The organism is Streptomyces sp. NPDC047081 (assembly GCF_040643775.1).
GTDB lineage: Bacteria > Actinomycetota > Actinomycetes > Streptomycetales > Streptomycetaceae > Streptomyces.
Map to the genome: position 1 here is coordinate 86,519 of NZ_JBEYUY010000027.1, position 18,697 is coordinate 105,215.

16 protein-coding genes are annotated in these 18,697 nt (G+C 71.7%); 6 read left to right on the top strand and 10 right to left on the bottom strand.

Going from position 1 to position 18,697, the window contains the following annotated elements; all coding sequences use genetic code 11:
- Positions 1-59: 59 nt before the first annotated feature.
- Entirely contained in the window at positions 60-452 is a 393-nt protein-coding gene (locus tag ABZ848_RS37735) for an SCO5389 family protein (protein ID WP_097269047.1), read from the top strand.
- A 92-nt stretch (positions 453-544) separates the two neighbouring features.
- On the opposite strand, the gene ABZ848_RS37740 is transcribed toward ABZ848_RS37735, so the two are convergent.
- Positions 545-1,573, bottom strand: coding sequence for an LLM class flavin-dependent oxidoreductase (locus ABZ848_RS37740; RefSeq protein ID WP_360839300.1), 1,029 nt, complete (start codon positions 1,571-1,573; stop codon positions 545-547).
- A gap of 221 nt (positions 1,574-1,794) precedes the next feature.
- On the opposite strand from ABZ848_RS37740, the gene ABZ848_RS37745 reads away from it, so the two are divergent.
- The gene (locus ABZ848_RS37745) at positions 1,795-2,136 is read left to right on the top strand and encodes an ATP/GTP-binding protein (RefSeq protein WP_242766331.1); all 342 of its coding nucleotides are present in this window, start codon (positions 1,795-1,797) and stop codon (positions 2,134-2,136) included.
- 10 nt (positions 2,137-2,146) lie between these two features.
- Here ABZ848_RS37745 and ABZ848_RS37750 read toward each other — a convergent pair whose 3' ends face one another.
- The 5 genes from ABZ848_RS37750 to ABZ848_RS37770 form a co-directional block, all read right to left on the bottom strand.
- A complete protein-coding gene (locus ABZ848_RS37750; RefSeq protein WP_360839401.1) occupies positions 2,147-3,007 on the bottom strand; it encodes an ABC transporter permease in 861 nt (286 codons plus the stop codon).
- 23 nt (positions 3,008-3,030) lie between these two features.
- A complete protein-coding gene (locus ABZ848_RS37755; protein ID WP_360839302.1) occupies positions 3,031-4,431 on the bottom strand; it encodes an ATP-binding cassette domain-containing protein in 1,401 nt (466 codons plus the stop codon).
- A 125-nt stretch (positions 4,432-4,556) separates the two neighbouring features.
- On the bottom strand, positions 4,557-5,327 hold the full coding sequence (locus ABZ848_RS37760) for an ABC transporter permease (RefSeq protein ID WP_360839304.1): 771 nt from the start codon (positions 5,325-5,327) through the stop codon (positions 4,557-4,559).
- Positions 5,328-5,329: 2 nt separating this feature from the next.
- Entirely contained in the window at positions 5,330-6,298 is a 969-nt protein-coding gene (locus ABZ848_RS37765) for an ABC transporter ATP-binding protein (protein ID WP_360839306.1), read from the bottom strand.
- Between the two features lie 9 nt (positions 6,299-6,307).
- Entirely contained in the window at positions 6,308-7,684 is a 1,377-nt protein-coding gene (locus ABZ848_RS37770) for a DHA2 family efflux MFS transporter permease subunit (protein ID WP_360839307.1), read from the bottom strand.
- A 104-nt stretch (positions 7,685-7,788) separates the two neighbouring features.
- Between ABZ848_RS37770 and ABZ848_RS37775 the strand changes: the two genes are divergently transcribed.
- Entirely contained in the window at positions 7,789-8,358 is a 570-nt protein-coding gene (locus ABZ848_RS37775) for a TetR/AcrR family transcriptional regulator (RefSeq protein ID WP_360839309.1), read from the top strand.
- 53 nt (positions 8,359-8,411) lie between these two features.
- On the opposite strand, the gene ABZ848_RS37780 is transcribed toward ABZ848_RS37775, so the two are convergent.
- From ABZ848_RS37780 to mce, 3 genes are all read right to left on the bottom strand, one after another.
- Positions 8,412-9,347: a cellulose-binding protein gene (locus tag ABZ848_RS37780; RefSeq protein WP_360839310.1), complete on the bottom strand. Its 936-nt coding sequence runs from the start codon at positions 9,345-9,347 to the stop codon at positions 8,412-8,414.
- A gap of 182 nt (positions 9,348-9,529) precedes the next feature.
- Entirely contained in the window at positions 9,530-13,408 is a 3,879-nt protein-coding gene (scy, locus tag ABZ848_RS37785; RefSeq protein WP_360839312.1) for a polarized growth protein Scy, read from the bottom strand.
- 209 nt (positions 13,409-13,617) lie between these two features.
- A complete protein-coding gene (mce, locus tag ABZ848_RS37790; RefSeq protein WP_242766339.1) occupies positions 13,618-14,058 on the bottom strand; it encodes a methylmalonyl-CoA epimerase in 441 nt (146 codons plus the stop codon).
- A gap of 148 nt (positions 14,059-14,206) precedes the next feature.
- Between mce and ABZ848_RS37795 the strand changes: the two genes are divergently transcribed.
- From ABZ848_RS37795 to ABZ848_RS37805, 3 genes are all read left to right on the top strand, one after another.
- On the top strand, positions 14,207-15,406 hold the full coding sequence (locus tag ABZ848_RS37795; RefSeq protein ID WP_360839314.1) for an acetyl-CoA C-acetyltransferase: 1,200 nt from the start codon (positions 14,207-14,209) through the stop codon (positions 15,404-15,406).
- Positions 15,407-15,440: 34 nt separating this feature from the next.
- Positions 15,441-16,397 (top strand): methylmalonyl Co-A mutase-associated GTPase MeaB, encoded by a 957-nt coding sequence (gene meaB, locus ABZ848_RS37800; protein WP_360839316.1) that lies wholly within the window; start codon positions 15,441-15,443, stop codon positions 16,395-16,397.
- 173 nt (positions 16,398-16,570) lie between these two features.
- Positions 16,571-18,154: an MFS transporter gene (locus ABZ848_RS37805; RefSeq protein WP_360839318.1), complete on the top strand. Its 1,584-nt coding sequence runs from the start codon at positions 16,571-16,573 to the stop codon at positions 18,152-18,154.
- A 20-nt stretch (positions 18,155-18,174) separates the two neighbouring features.
- Here the strand turns inward: ABZ848_RS37805 and ABZ848_RS37810 are convergent, their stop codons facing one another.
- Positions 18,175-18,651, bottom strand: coding sequence for a MarR family transcriptional regulator (locus tag ABZ848_RS37810; protein WP_133044704.1), 477 nt, complete (start codon positions 18,649-18,651; stop codon positions 18,175-18,177).
- Positions 18,652-18,697: the final 46 nt, after the last annotated feature.

The following is an 18,697-nucleotide window of genomic DNA, read 5'->3' on the forward strand; positions in this document are numbered from 1 at the left end:
CGAACTCCCTTATCTGTCCGGCAACCCCTGTCGATCGCAGGGGTGCGAGAGGAGAACCCATGTCGCTCGACGTCTCACCGGCCCTACTCGAAAAGGCCGAGCGAGGCGAGGTCGACGAAGCAGAATTCGTCGACTGCGTCCGGACCTCCCTGCCCTATGCATGGGAGATGATCAGCTCCCTGGTGGCCCAGCTGAAGGTGGACGGCGGATCGTTCGCCGACAACCAGACGCCCCCGCCGGACGAGCAGGCACGCGGTCAGCTGCTGCGTGCGCTCGCGAGTGACGCGATACGCGGCGCGCTGCAACGGCACTTCGGTGTGCGACTGGCCTTCCAGAACTGCCACCGGGTGGCGGTGTTCCCGCTGGACGCCTCGGTCGATGAGACGCTGGCCCGCTTCACCTCGGTCCGCAGTCAGCTGCTCAACCAGTCTCCGGAGTTCCGGGACTGCTGAGCCGTAGCCGCTTTGCTTGCCGCTCCATACGCGGGAGGTGCAACTAGTACTGGGGCGGCAAGCTCCATGCCGGGCAGGGCAGTTCGACAGAATCAGCCGACTTGCGGGATCACCTCGGCCCCCAGCCGCCGTACGTTCTCCTCGGTGGCCGCCAGGTCTCCCGAGCCCTCGACCAGGAGGGCGAAGCGGGAGATGCCGGTCCGCTCGCTGGTCGCCGCGAGCCGGTCGGCGCACAGCCGCGGGGTGCCCACCGGGTGCAGCCCGCACAGCAACTCCGTGTAGGCCAGCGGGTCGCGCATCTGCCGGGCCCGGCCGTCCACCGTCACATGCGCGTCCAGCCCCTGCTTCAGCCAGCCCGGCATCGCCTTCGTCAGGGCCTCCACCGCGTCCGTGCGCCGGTCGGCGATCTGGCAGACGCCCGCCGAGACATGGGCCGCGTCCAGGACCTGCTCCGGCGGATGGCCGGCGGCCCGCGCCGACTGCCGCCACAGCGCGACCATCTCCGCCTTCTCCTCGTCCCCCACATGCATCCCGAGCAGCATCGGCAGCCCGCGCTCGGCGGCCAGCCGCACACTCGCCGGGGAGGTGCACGCGACGACGACCTCCGGACCCGCCGCCTCCGACAGCGACTCCGACGGCCTTGGTACGACGGGCACTTCACGGAAGCTGAAGCGCTCGCCCGCGGCCGCGACCGAGGGTTCGCGCAGCCAGCGCACCAGCAGATCGAGTGATTCCGGAAACCCCTTCTCGTACGCCGCGAGACCCGAGCCGAACACCTCCAGGTCGACCCAGGGCCCACCGCGCCCCACGCCCAGCGAGAAGCGCCCGCCGGACGTGATGTGCAGCAGCGCGGCCTGCTCGCCGAGCGAGACGGGGTGGGCGGTGGGCAGCACGCTGACCGCCGTACCGACCCGTAGCCGGCGGGTGCGGCCCAGCAGCAACGCCGCCAGGGTGATGGCCGACGGGCAGGTCCCGTACGGCACGAAGTGGTGCTCGGCCAGCCAGACCGAGTCCAGACCGGCCTCCTCGGCGACCTCCGCGGAGCGGACCGCGCGGTGCAGTGCCTCCCCCTGGCCCTGTCCCGGGAACTGGGCCGCCAACACGAAACTTCCAACGTGCATTGCTTTTCCTGCTTCCTTGGCTCCGACGCGGAGCTCCCCCGACGGGCATAACCGTGTGACACGTGCCGAGGTCACGGCTTGGCGAGGAGATTTGCGGATTGTCTGCAGAATGGCCGCTGCGGCGGAGGTCCGGCGCCGGTCGGTGCCCTACGCATACCCCCGTCCACGCCCCGTAGGCTGGACACGACCCGTGCTTCCTGTATAGCCCCGTGAGGTGTCCCGTGTCCCCGCGTCGCAACCGACCCAAGGGTGCCGATCCTTCGGGCTCGTCCGGCCGGAGCGCCGAGGACGACCGCCCCGGCCGCTACGGCGGCTGGCAGTCCACCGAGAGCTGGCAGGGCGAGGAGTGGAGCGTGCGGCACGTCGCGGGCGCGAGCGCGCAGGGCAAGACGTACCGCTGTCCCGGCTGCGACCAGATGATCGGCTCCGGGGTCCCGCACGTGGTCGCGTGGCCGGAGCATTCGGGCGTCGACGAGCGCCGGCACTGGCACAAGGCGTGCTGGAACGCGAAGGACCGCCGCACCACGCGGGTGCAGCGGTCCCGTAACGCGCCGAAGTTCTGACCGGCGGTCTCTATACGTCCCGTCGGTCCAGCAGGGCGATGGCGCCCGCGAAGGCGGCGGCCGTCACGCCCAGCGCGATCCACAGCGGGTCCCAGCCGCTCGGGCCGGACTCGCTGAGGGAGTTGGAGTAGAAGACGCTCAGCTGGTTCGGGATCGAGTACTGGAACAGGGCCTGGCGTACGCCGTCCAGCGCCTCCGAGAACATGAACAGCGCGATCACCAGCGGGGCCAGGACGACGCCGATCATGATGGTGATGGCGCCCGCGGAGTGCCGGATGACCGAGCCGATCAGCAGCGAGAGCAGGCCGAGCAGCGCGAGGTAGAAGGAGACGCCGAAGGTGCCCTTCAGCCACTCGGAGGTGGACGGGTCCCTGGCGTCGGTCAGCATGGACGCGTCGGCGAGGGCGACGAGCAGCACGGACGCGAAGGTGACTGTGAAGGCGACGGCGAAGAACACGATCGCCTTGGCGGCGAGCACGCGGCCACGGGTCGGGCAGGCGGTCATCGTGGTCCGGATCATTCCGGTGCCGTACTCGGAGGCCGTGGTCAGCACGCCGAGCGTGATGATGCAGATGCTGCCGAGCAGCAGGCCGAACACGCCGAAGGACAGCGGGTTCTCACCCTGCAGACTCGCGTCCCCGGCGTTGGCGGCGACGAGCGCGGCGACCAGCAGCCCGATGCCGACGACGAGCACGACGAACACCCCGAGCGTCCACATCGTGGAGCGCACCGACCGGATCTTCGTCCACTCCGAGGCGATGGCATGCCCGAGATGCGTGCGCACGACGGGGATCGGCGAGGTGTAACCAACACCGGGATACGACGAACCGTGCGCGGCCGCCTGCCAGTCGGGTACGGCGGCCTGCGGCATCGGGGGCTGCGGGGTCGGAGCACTCATCGGGCGTCCTCGGGCTTGGTCAGGTCGGCGGGAGCGGCGGAGGGGGTGGAGGCGGCGGGCGCGGCGGCCTGCGGCGGCGCCGACGCTGGGGCGGGCGGCTGGGCAGGCGCGGCAGGAGCCGGCGATGCCGACTGAGCGGCCGGAGGCTGCGGTGCGGCGGGCGGGGCCTGGTCCGCCGGCGCGGGCGGGTGGCCCGGTGCCGGTGCTGAGGGTGCGTCGTGGGGCGTCTGAGGGGCCGTCTGCGCGTACGGGTTGGGGTGGCCAGCTCCGGGGGCCGCCGGGGCGCCGTACGGGCCCGCAGGGGGCTGTGGGGCGCCGTACGGGCCGGGCTGGCCCTGGGGGAGTTGCGGCATCGCGAACGGCTGGCCGCCCTGTTGCGGCGGCGGTGGGGCGTACCAGCCGGGCTGGCCCTGGCCGGGGACCGGCATCGGGGGCTGGGCGCCGGGCGGCAGCGGCTGCATCAGGCCCGCCTTCTGGTCGACCGTCGAGCGGTAGTCGACCGCGCCCTGCGTCATCCGCATGTACGCCTCCTCGAGCGAGGCCTGATGCGGCGACAGCTCCCACAGCCGTACGTCGGCGTCGTGCGCGATGTCGCTGATGCGGGGGAGGGGCAGTCCCGTCACCCGCAGCCCCCCGTCCTGCTCCGGCAGCACGTGCCCGCCCGCCTCGGTCAGCGCGGACGTCAGCTTCTCGCGCAGCTGCGGCTCGGTGTCCGGCGTCCGCACGCGCGCGAAGTCCGCGGAGTTCGCCGAGATGAAGTCCTTGACGCTCATGTCGGACAGCAGCTGCCCGCGCCCGATCACGATGAGGTGGTCCGCCGTCAGCGCCATCTCGCTCATCAGGTGCGAGGAGACGAAGACCGTACGCCCCTCGGCCGCCAGCGCCTTCATCAGGTTGCGCACCCAGAGGATGCCCTCGGGGTCGAGCCCGTTGACCGGCTCGTCGAACAGCAGCACCTGCGGGTCGCCGAGCAGCGCCGCGGCGATGCCGAGCCGCTGTCCCATGCCGAGCGAGAAGCCCTTGGACCGCTTCTTCGCCACGTCCTGCAGCCCGACCACGCCGAGCACCTCGTCGACCCGGCGGGACGGGATCCCGGACAGCTGGGCGAGGCAGAGGAGATGGCTGCGGGCGGAGCGGCCACCGTGCACGGCCTTGGCGTCGAGCAGCGCGCCCACCTGGCGCGGAGCGTTCGGCAGCTTCCGGTAGGGGTAGCCGCCGATCGTCACCTGGCCCGCGCTGGGGTTGTCGAGGCCGAGGATCATCCGCATCGTCGTCGACTTGCCGGAACCGTTCGGCCCCAGGAAGCCGGTGACCGCCCCGGGCCGCACCTGGAAGGAAAGGTTGTACACAGCGGTCTTGTCGCCGTAGCGCTTGGTCAGGCCGACTGCCTCGATCATGCTCCGCACCCATCGAAAGGTTCAGGACAGCGGGGCACACGCCCCCGTAAGGGTTAGGAGGATATCGAGGCGCTGACGGTTCCGCTCAAGAGCAAGTAAAAGGTGACGCTCCGCTCAGCCTTTCTTCACGCGTCCCGTCGCTTCAGCAACACGTACCCGCCCGCGAGCGCCGCCACCACCCACAGCACCATGATCGCGAGCCCGCCCCAGGGCCCGTACGGGGTGTCGTCGTCGATCGGCGTCACCACCTGCATGATCTTGCTGCCGGCCTGGTCGGGCAGATACCGGCCGATCTTCTTGGTCGCCGAGACGTTGCCGAGGATGTTGGAGACCAGGAAGAAGAACGGCATCAGGATGCCCAGCGACAGCATCGGCGAGCGCAGCATCACCGCCACGCCCATCGAGAACACCGCGATCAGGGTCATGTAGAGCCCGCCGCCGATCACCGCGCGCAGCACGTGCGGGTCGCCGATCTCGGCCTTGTGCGAGCCGAGCATGGCCTGCCCGAGGAAGAACGCGACGAAGCTGGTGGCGAGGCCGACGACCAGTGCGAGCCCGGTGGCCACCGCGATCTTGCTGAACAGGAAGGTCCCGCGCTGCGGCACGGCGGCCAGCGAGGTGCGGATCATGCCGGTGCTGTACTCGTTGGAGACGACCAGCACCCCGAACACGATCATCGCGAGCTGCCCGAGGCTCATCCCGGCGAAGCTGATGAAGGTCGGGTCGAAGGAGAGCTTGTCCTTCGCGCTCATGTTGTCGAACTCGTGCTTGGTCAGCGCGGAGATCAGCATGCCGAGGGCGATGGTGACGACCACGGCGAGGGAGAGCGTCCACACGGTCGAGGCCACCGACCGGATCTTGGTCCACTCGGACCGTACGACCTGGATCGCCGCCATGCTCAGCTCCTGTTCCAGCCGTCGCCCCACGCCTGCCGCGGCGCGGGCGGCGCGTCCTGGGGTGTGTCGGTGTGCGCGTGGTACTCGACCGACTCGGCGGTCAGCTGCATGAACGCCTCTTCCAGGGAGGCCTGCTGCGGGCTCAGCTCGTGCAGCACGATCTGGTGCTGCGCGGCCAGCTCGCCGATCTGCTCGGCCTTGCCGCCGTCCACCTCCAGCGCCCCGCTGCCGGACTCGACGACGGTGACCCCGGCCTCGTGCAGTATGTCGAGCAGCCGCTCGCGCTGCGGGGTGCGGACACGGACGTACGACCGCGAGTTCTGCTCGATGAAGTCGGCCATGGAGGTGTCCGCGAGCAGCCGGCCCTGTCCGATGACGACCAGGTGGTCCGCGGTCAGCGCCATCTCGCTCATGAGATGGGACGAGACGAAGACGGTACGGCCCTGGGCCGCCAGGGATTTCATCAGGTTGCGGATCCAGTGGATGCCCTCGGGGTCCAGGCCGTTGACGGGCTCGTCGAACATCAGGATCCGCGGGTCGCCCAGCAGCGCGCCGGCGATGCCGAGCCGCTGCCCCATGCCCAGCGAAAAGCCCTTGGCCTTCTTCCTCGCGACCGCCGTGAGCCCCACGGTGTCGAGCACCTCGGCGACGCGGCTCCTCGGGATGCCGTTGCTCTGGGCGAGGCAGAGCAGGTGGTTGTAGGCGCTGCGGCCGCCGTGCATGGCCTTGGCGTCCAGCAGGGCGCCGATGTACTTGAGGGGATCCTTGAGGTGGTCGTAGTGCTGACCGTCGATCCGGACGTCGCCCGCCGTCGGCCGGTCGAGCCCGAGCATCATCCGCATCGTCGTCGACTTGCCGGCGCCGTTCGGTCCGAGGAAGCCGGTCACGATGCCGGGTCTGACGGTGAAGGTGAGGTTGTTGACCGCCACCTTCTCGCCGTACCGCTTGGTCAGGCCCTCCAGCTGGATCATGCGGCCACGCTAAGACGCCGGTTGGGCCACTGCCACCCGGACGGGCAAACAGAGTCCGACGCCGGCGGCAACAACGGTGAACGCCGTCGTCCAGGCGAAGGTGTGCGCGAACGCCGTGTCCGTGCCGCCGCCGCTCTGCAGCAGGACGGCGAGGACGGCGGTGCCGAAGGAGCCGCCGAGCTGCTGGAGGATGCGGGTGGCGGAACTGGCGTGCGGGACGTCCGCGGGGGCGAGGTCGCGGAAGGCGCCGACCAGCAGGGCCAGGTTGGCCGCGCTCATGCCGAAGCCGCGGACCAGGAGGGCGGCGGCGAGCAGGTAGCCGTTGTCGGCGCCGGCCGCGAAGGGGAGCGTGCCCAGAGCGGTCAGCAGCAGGCCGGTCACCGCGACCGGGCGGGGGCCGACGCGGTCGGAGAGCGAGCCGGTCGTGCGGGCCAGCAGCGCGCCGACGCCCTGCGGCACGAGCAGCAGCCCGGCGTCGATCACGCCCTCGTGGCGCACCTGCTGGTAGTAGAGGGGCAGCAGGAACATCCCGCCGAACAGGGTCAGCCCGCCTGTGAAGGTCAGCGCCGAGGCCACCCCGAACGACCGCACCCGGAACAGCCGTAGATCCACGAGAGGTTGCGGAACACGCAGGGCACGTACGACGAAAGCGGCCACCAGTACGGCCCCGACCGTCATCGGCACCAGCACGCGCGCGTGCCCGAAGCCGCCCTGGTCGCCGACCTGGGCGAGACCGTAGATCAGCGCGGCCAGCCCGGGGGAGACCAGCGCGAGGCCGGTCAGGTCGAGACGGGCGGCCCGCGTGCCCTCGTCCCTGGGCACGCCCCGCAGCGCGAGCACGATGGCGAGCAGGCAGAGCGGCAGGTTGACGTAGAAGATCCAGTGCCAGCTGAGGTGGGCGACGATCAGGCCGCCGAGGACGGGTCCGAGGATCGGGCCCACGACGGCCGGGATCGACACCACGCCCATGAGCCGGCCGAGCCGCTCCCGGCCCGCCGCGCGGATGACCAGGGTCTGCAGCACCGGCAGCATCAGCCCGCCGCCCACGCCCTGCACCACCCGGAAGGCGATCAGCGACTCGATGTCCCGGGCGAGCGCGCACAGCAGCGAGCCGGCCAGGAACAGCGTCAGCGCCCCCAGCCAGACCCGCCGGGCCCCGAACCGTTCGGCGGCCCAGCCGCTGACCGGCACGACCATCGCGAGGGCCAGCAGATAGGCGGTGCTCACCCATTGCACGGTCGCCGTGGAGGCGCCCAGGTCGTGGCCGAGGGTGTGGATGGCGATCGACACGATCGTGCTGTCGAGCAGCGGCGCGAGGGCGCCGAGGACGAGGATTCCGGCCAGTTTGAGGACGGCCGGGTCGAGGCGCTCTTTGGTTTTGGGCATACGGGTCCCCCCGGACGGATATTAGGAGACGATACGTCTCTTACTTCGACGATAAGCTGCCCCTGATTGGAGACGCAAGGTCTCTTGAGGAAGGAGGTGGGTCAGTGCCCGCGGAGACCACCCGGCGGCGCGGCGCCGCCCTGGAGGCCGACCTCCTGGACGCGGCCTGGGCGGAACTCAAGGCCGTCGGCTACCCGAGGCTCACCATGGAGGGCGTCGCCGCCCGCGCCCGTACCGGAAAGCAGGTCCTCTACCGCCGCTGGCCCAACCGCGCGGAACTGGTCGTCGCGGCCCTGCGCCACCGGCAGGGCGGCTCGATCGCCGACCAGGTCCCGGACACCGGGTCGCTGCGCGAGGACGTCCTGGCCGTGCTGCGGCTGATGGCGGACCGGCAGCGGGACATCGGGCAGGACGTGGTGCACGGGGTGCTGGCCGAGATCGGCGAGCAGCGGGTGGGGGCCTTCGAGGTCATGCACGGAGTGATGACGACCCTGCTCGAACGGGCCGCAGAGCGCGGCGAGATCCCGACGGCCGACGTCCTGCCCCGGATCATGACCCTCCCCACGGACCTCGTCCGCAACGAGATCGTGATGCGCAGCGAGCCGCTGACGGAACAGACGCTGGTCGAGATCGTCGACGAGGTGTTCCTGCCGCTGGTGACTCGCAGGGCATGACAAAGGCCCGCACCTTCGGGGGAGACGGTACGGGCCCTTGATCGTGCTACTGATTACCGGGACTGCTGAGCCGGAACCCCACGGGAGATGGGCTCGTCGTCGGCCGGGGAGCCGGCGGCGGCCACGGCCGCGCCCGTGAGCGTCGCGAGCATCTCGCGGACGTTCGTCAGCTGGGCGTTGATGCTGTCGCGGCGGTTGGTGAGGGCGGCCAGCTCGCGCTCGGATTCCGAACGGATCCGGTCGGCCTTGGCGTTCGCGTCGGCCACGATGTCCTCGGCCTGGCGCTGGGCCGTCTCCACCGTCTGGCGGGCGCGGCGCTCGGCGTCCGTGCGCAGCTTCTCGGCCTCCAGGCGCAGCTGCTCCGCGCGGTGCTCGATCTCCGCGAGGCGCTTCTCGGCCTTGGCCTGACGGGACGCCAGGTCGCGCTCGGACTGCTCGCGGCGCTTGGCGAGGTTCGTCTCGAAGTCGGCGGCGGCCTGCGCGGCCTTGGCGCGGGTCTCCTCGAAGAGGGCGTCCGCCTCCTCGCGCTTCGACTGAGCGTCCTTCTGAGCCTCGGAACGCAGCTGGGAAGCGTCGCTCTTGGCCTTCTCGACGATCCGGACGCCCTCGTCCTCGGCCTTGGCCTTGCGCTCCGCAGCGAACGATTCTGCGTCGTTGCGGACCTGCTGGGCCGCCGACTCGGCGAGCTCGCGGTGCTGCTCGGCGGCGCGCCGGGCCTCCTCGCGCAGATCCTTGGCCTCTTCCTCGGCGAGGCGGAGGATCTTCTCGACACGCGCGCCGAGACCGGCGTACGAGGGCTCGGCGTCGGTCACCTGTGCCTGGGCGTTCTGCGTCTCGAGGTGGAGCTCCTCGATGCGCTTTTCCAGAGCGGTGATGCGGGCGAGAGCGCTGTCACGGTCGGAGACGAGCTTGGAGATGCGTTCGTCCACCTGAGCGCGGTCGTACCCACGCCGCACAAGCTCGAAGCCGTAGGGGGAAGTGTCGCTCATGGGGTTCCTGTCAAATGAGACCGGTGAGGTGATAGGGGGAATCCTAGGGGCCGAAGCGGTGTGTCATCGAGCGGATACGTGTTTGATCTGGAGAATGACACCCCTTTTGAGTGGCTAACCCTTGGACGGCTTGCCAAAAACTTGGTCAAAGGCCCCAGAAGGCACCGGAGTTAACCTGTCGACTAACTGTCCGACGGCTTACCCGAACGAGGGGCGCCGACCGCGGCGCCCGCCTTGACGCCACCGTCCTTGCCCGCCGCAGGGGCCTCAAAGGACTCCAACGCTTCCAGGACATCCTGGACACGGGAGATCTCGGCGTTGATGTCCTCGCGCCGGCGCACCAGGATCTCCAGCTCGCGCTTGCCCTCCTCGACCGTGGCCTTGGCCTCGCGGATCGCCTCGGCCTTCAGCTCCTCGGCCTCCTTCACGAGGGCCGCCTTCTTCTGCTCGGCCTCCTTCAGGAGCCCCTCGGCCTTCTTCACGGCGGCGATACGGACCTTGCCCGCCTCGGAGTTGGCCTCCGAGACCAGCTCCTTGGCCTTCGCCTGGGCCTTGCCGAGCTGCTCCTCGGCGGCCTTGATGAGCGCGTCGCAGCGGTCGCCCGCCGACTTCATCGTCTCGGCCGACTCGCGGCGGGCCCGCTCGTGCAGCGCCTCGATCTCGGCCGTGATCCGGTCGCGCAGCTCCTCCGCGCGCTCCCTTATCGCGGTGGCGTCCCGGCGCGCGCCGACCAGCAGCTCGTCCGCGTCCGTACGGGCCTTCTCCACCCGGGCGTTGCCCTCGACCGTCGCCTCCGACACCAGCCGGTCGGCCTCCTTGCGGGCCGCGCCCACCATGGTGTCGGCCTGCGCCTCCGCCTCGGCGGTCGTCTTGTGGGCCTGCTGCTGCGCCTCGGTGAGCAGCTTGTCGGCCTCGGCGGTGGTCTCGGTGATGAGCGTGTCGACCTGCTCGGCCACGTCCTGGCGCCGTTTCGCCGCGTCCTTGCGGGCCTCGTCGAGGGTGCGCTCGGCCTCCTCGCGCGCGGAGTTGACCAGCCGCTCGGCCTCCGCGGCCGCCTCGGCCTTGACCCGCTGCGACTCGTTGCGGGTCCGCTCCGCGTGCTGCTGGGCCGCCCCGACCGTCTCCGCGGCCTCGGCGCGCAGCCGCTCCGCGTCCCCGGTGGCGTCGGCGATGAGCTTCTCGGCCTTGGCGACCGCCTCGGCCCGTACCCGCTCGGCCTCGGCGACCGTGTCGGTGCGCAGCTTGTCGGTGTCCCGGACGGTCTCCGTGGTGAGCCGCTCGGCCTCGCTGCGGGCCTCGGTGATGAGGGTGTCGGCCTGCGTCGCCGCGTCCGAGCGGATGCGGTTGGCGTCCTCGCGGGCGTCCGCCCGGGTGCGCGCGGCGGCCTGGTCGGCCTCGGCGACGAGGTCCGACACCTCCGTACGCACCCGCTGGGCGTGCTCGGCCGCGTCCGCGCGCAGCCGCTCGGCCTCCGCGATCGCCTCCGAAACGGTGCGCTCGGCGAGCGACTTGGCGGCGTCCGTCTCCTCGCGGGCCTCGCGCCGCACCCGGTTGGCGTCCTCGGTGGCCCGCTCCCGCTCGGAGTAGGCGTCGGCGCGGACCCGGTCCGCCTCCTCCTGCGCCTCGCGCCGGGTGCGGTCCGCCGCGTGCTCGGCGGCCGAGCGCAGCCCGGCGATCTCCTCCTGGGCCTGCTCGTGCAGCCCCGACACCGAGTCCCGTACCTGCTGGGCGTGCTGCTCGGCGCCCGACACCATCTCGTTCGCGCGGCGGTCGGCCTCCTCGACCAGCCGGACCGCCTCGGCCTGCGCCTCCTCGACGCGGTTGCGCGCCGAGGCCAGCAGCTCCTCGCTCTGCTCGCGGGCCCGCTCGCGCTCCTGGTCGGCCTCGGTGCGCGCGGCGCCGAGGGTCTCCTCGGCCTCGCGGCGGCGCCGGGTGGCCTCCTCCTGGGCGGCGGCCAGCGTCTCGGACGCCTCGGTGGCGAGCCGCTCGGCGGCGGCCTGCGCCTCCGCCCGCACCCGGTCCGCGGTGTCCTGCGCCTCCGACTTCAGCCGCTCGGCCTCGGCCGCGGCCTCCGACCTCAGGCGTACGGCGATCGCCTCGCCCTCGGCCCGGGACGCCGACGCGTCCGACGCCGCTTCGTTGCGCAGCCGGTCGGCCTCCGCCTCGGCCTGCTGCTGGAGCGTACGGATCCGCTCGGCGGCCTCGGCGCGCAGCCGCTCCGTCTCCTCGGCGGCCTCGCGGCGGATCCGCGCGGCCTCCTCACGGGCCTCGGTCAGGGCCTGCTCGGCGGCGGCGAGCCGCTCCTCGGCCTCGGTGTGCAGCCGCGTCAGCTCGTCGGCGGCCTCCAGCCGGCGTGCCTCTATGGCCCGCTCGGTCTCCTCGTGCAGCTCGCGGGCGGCCTGCTCGGCGGCGGCCTTGATGCCCTCGGCCTGCTCGACGACCTCCTCGCGGTGCCGCTCCGCCTCCTGGCGGGTGCGCTGCAGGGTCTCCTCGGCCTGCCGGCGCAGCGTGGTCGCCCGCTCGATGGCCTCGGTGCGGACCTTCTCGCTGTCGGTCTGGGCCTTCTGGCGCAGCTCGTCGGCGTCCTGGCGGGACTTGGCGAGCAGCTCCTCGGCGGTCTTGGCCGCCTCCTCGATCTGGAGGACGGCCTCCTTGCGGGCCTCCGCACGGATCTTCTCGCCCTCGGCGACCGCGTCGGCCCGCAGCTGCTCGGCCTCGCCGCGCAGCCGGCGCGCCTCCTCCTGCAGCTCGACCGTCTTGGCGCGGTACTCCTTGGTGTCGTCCTTGGCCGCGCCCTTGAGCTGCTCGGAGATGTCGTGCGCCTCGGCCCGCAGCCGGTCCGCCTCGGCCTCCGCCTCCCGGCGGATCCGCTCGGCCTCCTCGGCGGCGGCCTTGGTGGTGTTCTTCGCGTCCTCCTGCGCACGGTTGAGGACGTCCTCGGCGGTCTTGGCCGCCTTCGACAGCTGGGTCGCGCTCTCCTCGGCGGTGATCGTACGGGCCTTCTCGGAGGCCTCCGCGACGATCCGCTCGGCCTCGCTGCGGGCGTCCGCGACGACCTGCTCCGCCTCCGACCTGGTGGCCTCGGCCTCCTTGGTGGCCTCCTCGACCAGCCGGGCGACCTGCTCCTTCGCCGTGCGCGTGCGCTGCTCGTTGGCCGACTCGGCGCTGGAGAGGGCCTTCTCGGCCTGCGCGGTGGCCTCGGTGAGCAGCTTGTCGGCCTCGGCCTGCGCCTTGCGCAGCGCCTCCTCGGCCTCCGTCATACGCTGCTCGGCGGTACGGCTCAGTTCCTGCGCCTGCCGGCGCGCGGAGTCCGACTCCGTCGCGGTGGAGGAGCGCAGCTGCTCGGCGTGGTCGGTGGCCTCCTGGGCCTGCGTGGACGCGGCGTTCAGCAGCCGCTCGGCGTCCGTACGGGCCCGGCGCAGCAGCTGCTCCGCCTCCGCACGGGCCTGCTCGGCCTCGCTCTCCAGCCGCTGCCGCGCCTCCGCGGCGACCCGCTCGGCCTCCGCGCGGGCGGCGGCCATGGCCTGCTCGGCCTCGGCCCGGGACTCCTCGAGGAGCCGCCGGGCCTGGGACTCGCTGCGGGCGCGCAGCTGCTCGGCCCAGGCCACGTTCTCGTTGACGTGCGACTCGACGGTCTGCCGGCGCTCCGCGAGCTCCTGGTCCAGCTGCTGGCGGCGGGTGACCGCCTCCTGGTGCAGCTCGGCCTGGAGCCGGGCCGCGTTCTCCGCGTGCTCCTGGAGGATGCGCTGGGTCTGCGCCCGCACCTGGCTCAGCTCGCGCTCGGCGTCCTGGCGCAGCTGGTCGGCCTGGATCTGCGCGTTCCGCAGCAACTGCTCGGCCTGGTAGCCGATGTCACCGCCGGCGAAGTCGGGCCGGGACATGAGGGTGCGGCGCGCCTCGTGCAGCTTGGCGCGCAGCACCTCGACCTGGTAGCCGAGGTCCTCGGCGTGCTGAATCGCCTTCTCACGCTCGGTCTTCAGCCGATCCATCTCGGCCTCGAACCGAGAGAGGTGGTCGACGTCAGCCGCCGGCTCTCGCTCCTGGCGTTCGTAGCCCCGCACTGCGCGGTCCCATCCGTCCCCTGGTCGCAGGTCTGCCCATACGAGCTCCGTCCTCCGCCGAACGGGGCCCCCGGGGAATGGTGTCAGATCAACGGCGGAGCATGGGCTGCTGCCCCGACGCTCGTCCCCCGAAACCCGGACCCCGGCGTGCGATCACCCCCCGAAGAGCGGCGACCGAGCCCAACCCTACCGGCCCATATGTACGAGGGTCAGTGCTCAGGTGACTCAACAGGCGCCGAAGTGACCAGTTCTGTCAGTACGCCATGACAATCCTTGGGGTGCAGGAACGTGATCCGTGACCCCATGGAGCCACGTCGCGGCTCTTCGTACAGAACGCGTACGCCCTTGTCCTTGATGTCGGCCGCGTCCTGGTCGACATCCGCCGTACCGAAAGCGATGTGGTGGACGCCCTCCCCGTTCTTGTCCAGCCACTTCGCGACCGTCGAGTCCGGCCGGGTCGGCTCCAGGAGCTGCAGGTACGAGGCGCCCCCGTCGGACGTATCGTTGATCTTGAGCATGGCCTCGCGGACGCCCTGCTCCTCGTTGACCTCGGAGTGGAACACCTCGAAGCCATAGGTGGCCCGGTAGAACTCCACGGTCTTGTCGAGGTCGAAACAGGCGATTCCGATGTGGTCGATTCGCGTCAGCATGCAGCCAGTGCAGCGCTCCTCGGAGGGTTGCGCAACGTGCGAGCGATCACACCGACGGCACGGTGACGGCACGGAGTGCCACTCAGTACATTCGAAGTAAACCCTCGTTCACTCCTCGGCAGTGCAGCCGGTAAGGGGATCGCAGCTCATGTCTTCTGGAACGAACACCTCCGTGATCGTCGCGGGCGCCCGGACGCCCATGGGACGGTTGCTGGGCTCGCTGAAGTCCTTCTCCGGAGCCGACCTCGGCGGCTTCGCGATCAAGGCCGCCCTCGACCGTGCGGGGATCGGTGGCGACCAGGTGCAGTACGTCATCATGGGCCAGGTGCTGCAGGCCGGCGCGGGCCAGATCCCGGCCCGCCAGGCCGCCGTCAAGGCCGGCATCCCGATGAACGTCCCGGCGCTCACCGTCAACAAGGTGTGCCTCTCCGGCCTCGACGCCATCGCGCTGGCCGACCAGCTGATCCGCGCCGGCGAGTTCGACGTGATCGTCGCGGGCGGCCAGGAGTCCATGACCAACGCCCCCCACCTGCTGCCGAAGTCCCGCGAGGGCTTCAAGTACGGCGCGATCGAGATGCTCGACGCCATGGCGTACGACGGTCTGACCGACCCCTGGGAGAACATCCCGATGGGTCAGTCGACCGAGACGCACAACACCCGCCTGGGCATCCTGCGCCCCGAGCAGGACGAGATCGCCGCGCTGTCCCACCAGCGCGCCGCGGCCGCCCAGAAGAACGGTGTCTTCGAGGCCGAGATCACCCCGATCGAGATCCCGCAGCGCAAGGGCGAGCCGGTCGTCTTCAGCAAGGACGAGGGCATCCGCGGCGACACCACCGCCGAGTCCCTCGGCAAGCTGCGCCCGGCGTTCACCAAGGACGGCACGATCACCGCCGGCACGAGCTCCCAGATCTCGGACGGTGCGGCGGCCGTGGTCGTGATGAGCAAGGCCAAGGCGCAGGAGCTGGGCCTGGAGTGGATCGCGGAGATCGGCGCGCACGGCAATGTCGCGGGCCCGGACAACTCGCTCCAGTCGCAGCCGTCCAACGCGATCCTCCACGCCCTCAAGAAGGAGGGCCTGGAGGTCGAGGACCTCGACCTCATCGAGATCAACGAGGCCTTCGCGGCGGTCGCGGTCCAGTCAATCAAGGACCTCGGGGTGTCCACGGAAAGGGTGAACGTCAACGGCGGCGCCATCGCCCTGGGCCACCCGATCGGCATGTCCGGCGCCCGACTCGTCCTGCACCTGGCCCTCGAACTGAAGCGCCGCTGCGGCGGCGTCGGCGCGGCGGCCCTCTGCGGCGGCGGCGGCCAGGGTGACGCACTGATCGTCCGGGTACCCAAGGCCTGAGCGCGCTGTACGTGGATCTCGGAACGGAGCTGTGATGCAGGACGTCGCCACACTCGTCGCCCAGGCGAGGGAGGGCCGGCCGCGGGCCGTCGCCCGGCTGATCTCCCTGGTGGAGGGGGCGTCCCCGCAGCTGCGCGAGGTCATGGCGGCACTGGCCCCGCTGACGGGCAACGCGTATGTCGTCGGCCTCACCGGTTCGCCCGGCGTCGGCAAGTCGACGTCCACGTCCGCCCTGGTCACCGCGTACCGCAAGCAGGGCAGGCGGGTCGGCGTCCTGGCCGTCGACCCGTCCTCCCCGTTCTCCGGCGGCGCCCTGCTCGGCGACCGCGTCCGCATGTCGGACCACGCCTCCGACCCCGGCGTCTACATCCGCTCGATGGCCACCCGCGGCCACCTCGGCGGCCTCGCCTGGGCCGCCCCGCAGGCGATCCGTGTCCTGGACGCGGCGGGCTGCGAGGTGATCCTGGTCGAGACGGTGGGCGTCGGCCAGTCGGAGGTGGAGATCGCCTCCCAGGCGGACACCAGCGTCGTCCTCCTGGCCCCCGGCATGGGCGACGGCATCCAGGCGGCCAAGGCGGGCATCCTGGAGATCGGGGACGTGTACGTCGTCAACAAGGCGGACCGCGACGGCGCCGACGCGACCGCGCGCGAGCTGAACCACATGCTGGGCCTGGGCGAGTCCCGCCGCCCCGGCGACTGGCGCCCGCCGATCGTCAAGACGGTCGCGGCCCGCGCCGAGGGGATCGACGAGGTCGTGGAAGCGCTGGAGAAGCACCGCGCCTGGATGGAGGAGCGGGGCGTCCTCGCCGAGCGCCGTCTCGCCCGCGCCTCCCACGAGGTCGAGGCGATCGCGGTCACGGCCCTGCGCGAACGCATCGGCGACCTCCACGGCGACCGCCGCCTCGGCGCGCTGGCGGAACGGATCGTGGGCGGCGAGCTGGACCCGTACCGCGCGGCGGACGAACTGGTGGCGGGCCTGACGCAGGGCTGACGCGGCCGGAAAATCCCGTGGTCAACCGCCTTCCCCGCTGTTACGTTGATCGACATGTACCTCCTCTTGGCATAGGGCACGCCCCGGCCGCGTCCGGCGAGCGGTGAACGACCGCAGCCGTTGCACGCGGCCCTTCGGCGTCCCCTTTTCCTGCCTCGAGTCGAGGAATTGCCGTGTCTTCCACGTCAGTTGCCCGGCGGCCGTCGTATGCCGCCGTGCTCCGTGTCCCGCACGCCCGCCGCACCTTCGCCGCCGCACTGCTCGGCCGGCTCTCGTACGGCGTCGTCCCGCTGTCCCTGATGCTCGCCGTGACCCGCTCCTCCGGGTCGTACGCGGTGGCGGGCACCGTCATGGCGCTCTTCTCCGGCGCCGCCGTCTTCCTGTCGCCTGCGCGGGCAGCCCTGATCGACCGACACGGACCACGCCGGGCGCTCGTCCCGATGGTCACGGTGTACGCCGCCCTCCTGGCCGTCCTGACGGCGCTGATCTGGCGACCGGGCACGACTTCCCCCCTCGTCCTCGGCACCGTGACAGCCGCGGCGGGCGCCTGCACACCACCGCTGGGCCCGACGATGCGGGCGGTCTGGGGCCGACTCGCCCCGGACCACGCACTGCTGCAACGCGCGTACAGCCTCGACGGAGTCGCCGAGGAGCTCCTGTTCGTCTCGGGACCGCTGCTGGTCGGCGTACTGGTGGGGGTCGCCTCACCGGCGGCCGGGGTCGCGGTCGGGACGGGGCTGATGGTGACGGGAACGGCGGCCTTCGTGACCTCACCGGCGGTGGCCGGGGTACGGCCTGCCGGTCGGGAGGAGCGGGCGCGGGAGGCGCGCAACGGAACGCCTTCCGGGCAGGAGGAATCGGCGCGGGCAACGCGTGACGGGCTGCCCGCCGGGCGGGCCGGCATCCGCGCGGTGCTGCGCGGGCTGCTCCCGGGCCGGGGCGGGCGCGGAGCTTACCTCCGGCGGCGCACCCCGTCGCCGGGCGTACTCCGTGGCTTTCACCCCCGGTGGCGCGCCCAGTCGCCAGGTGTGCTGCGCGGCCTTCACCCTGGCCGCCGCGGGCTGCTCCCGGGCCGGGGCGGGCGCGGAGTTCACCTCCGGCGGCGCACCCCGTCGCCCGGCGTACTCCGCGGCTTTCACCCCCGGCGGCGCGCCCAGCCGCCCGGTGTGCTCCGCCGTATCCTCCAGCCCGTCATCGCCGTCGCCGGCGTGGGACTCGCCCTGGGCCTGGCCGATCTCGTCGTCGTCGCCTTCGCCGAGCAGCGGCACTACGGCGACGGCACCGCCGCCTGGACGCTGGCCGCGCTGTCGGCCGGCAGTGCGGTGGGCGGGCTGCTCAACGGGGCCGTCGCCTGGAGCGTCCCCGCGCGGACGCGGCTGCCGCTGACCGCCGCCGGGCTGGGGCTCGCGCTGCTCTGCGCCGGTCTCGCCCCCGGCCTGGGCACACTCGCCGTGGCCCTGGCCGCCGCCGGGTTCTTCGTGGCGCCGACGCTGACGACCGCCTATCTCGTCGCCGACGACGCCTCCGCCCCCGAGGCGAGGGTCCGGGCCGGCGCCTGGGTCAACACCGCCGTCAACGCCGGTCTGACGGTCGGCGGTGCCGCCGCCGGACAGCTCGTGGACGCTCTGCCGACCAGCCTGTGCTTCGCGGCGGCGGGTACGGCGGCCCTGCTGACCGCTCTCGCCACGGCAAGGGGCGCCCGCGAACGGAACACCCCTCACCGTGCACTCGGTGCCATCGCCGTCGACCACGGCTGAAGGCGCCCGGCGACAGGTCCCTAGGGGCGGCCCCGCTGTCCGCGCAGATGCTCCGCGATGGGCTTCAGCGCCTTGTCGAGCTCCGACAGGGCCTCGGGGGACAGCAGATCGATGAAGTGCCGCCGCACCGACGCCACATGGTGCGGCGCGACCTTCTGCATCGTCTCCATGCCGTGCTCGGTCAGCACCGCGTAGAGACCGCGGCGGTCGGACTCGCAGTTCTCACGGCGGACCAGGTTCGCGTTCTCCATGCGGGTGATCTGGTGGGAGAGGCGGCTCTTGGACTGGAGGGTGGCGGACGCGAGGTCGCTCATCCGCATCCGTACGTCCTCCGACTCGGAGAGGTTCACCAGGATCTCGTAGTCGTTCATTGTCAGGCCGAACGGCTGCAGGTCCCTCTCGAGCTGGTACGTCAACAGCCTGTTGACCTCCAGGTGGGTGCGCCAGGCGCACTGCTCCGCATCGGTCAGCCAGCGCGTGGCCGTCTCGGTCTCCATGAATGAAGTCTACCTAAAAAGTTGAAAGGCGAACTAGTGAGGGGTT

Coding starts and splice junctions, on each gene's coding strand:
- ABZ848_RS37810 (WP_133044704.1), bottom strand. CDS start 18,651: ATGGAGACCGAGACGGCCACGCGCTGGCTGACCGATGCGGAGCAGTGC.
- ABZ848_RS37755 (WP_360839302.1), bottom strand. CDS start 4,431: ATGATCGAGGCAGTCGGCCTGACCAAGCGCTACGGCGACAAGACCGCT.
- ABZ848_RS37795 (WP_360839314.1), top strand. CDS start 14,207: ATGTCTTCTGGAACGAACACCTCCGTGATCGTCGCGGGCGCCCGGACG.
- ABZ848_RS37750 (WP_360839401.1), bottom strand. CDS start 3,007: ATGCCGCAGGCCGCCGTACCCGACTGGCAGGCGGCCGCGCACGGTTCG.
- ABZ848_RS37780 (WP_360839310.1), bottom strand. CDS start 9,347: ATGAGCGACACTTCCCCCTACGGCTTCGAGCTTGTGCGGCGTGGGTAC.
- ABZ848_RS37765 (WP_360839306.1), bottom strand. CDS start 6,298: ATGATCCAGCTGGAGGGCCTGACCAAGCGGTACGGCGAGAAGGTGGCG.
- ABZ848_RS37760 (WP_360839304.1), bottom strand. CDS start 5,327: ATGGCGGCGATCCAGGTCGTACGGTCCGAGTGGACCAAGATCCGGTCG.
- meaB (WP_360839316.1), top strand. CDS start 15,441: ATGCAGGACGTCGCCACACTCGTCGCCCAGGCGAGGGAGGGCCGGCCG.
- ABZ848_RS37770 (WP_360839307.1), bottom strand. CDS start 7,684: ATGCCCAAAACCAAAGAGCGCCTCGACCCGGCCGTCCTCAAACTGGCC.
- mce (WP_242766339.1), bottom strand. CDS start 14,058: ATGCTGACGCGAATCGACCACATCGGAATCGCCTGTTTCGACCTCGAC.
- ABZ848_RS37735 (WP_097269047.1), top strand. CDS start 60: ATGTCGCTCGACGTCTCACCGGCCCTACTCGAAAAGGCCGAGCGAGGC.
- ABZ848_RS37740 (WP_360839300.1), bottom strand. CDS start 1,573: ATGCACGTTGGAAGTTTCGTGTTGGCGGCCCAGTTCCCGGGACAGGGC.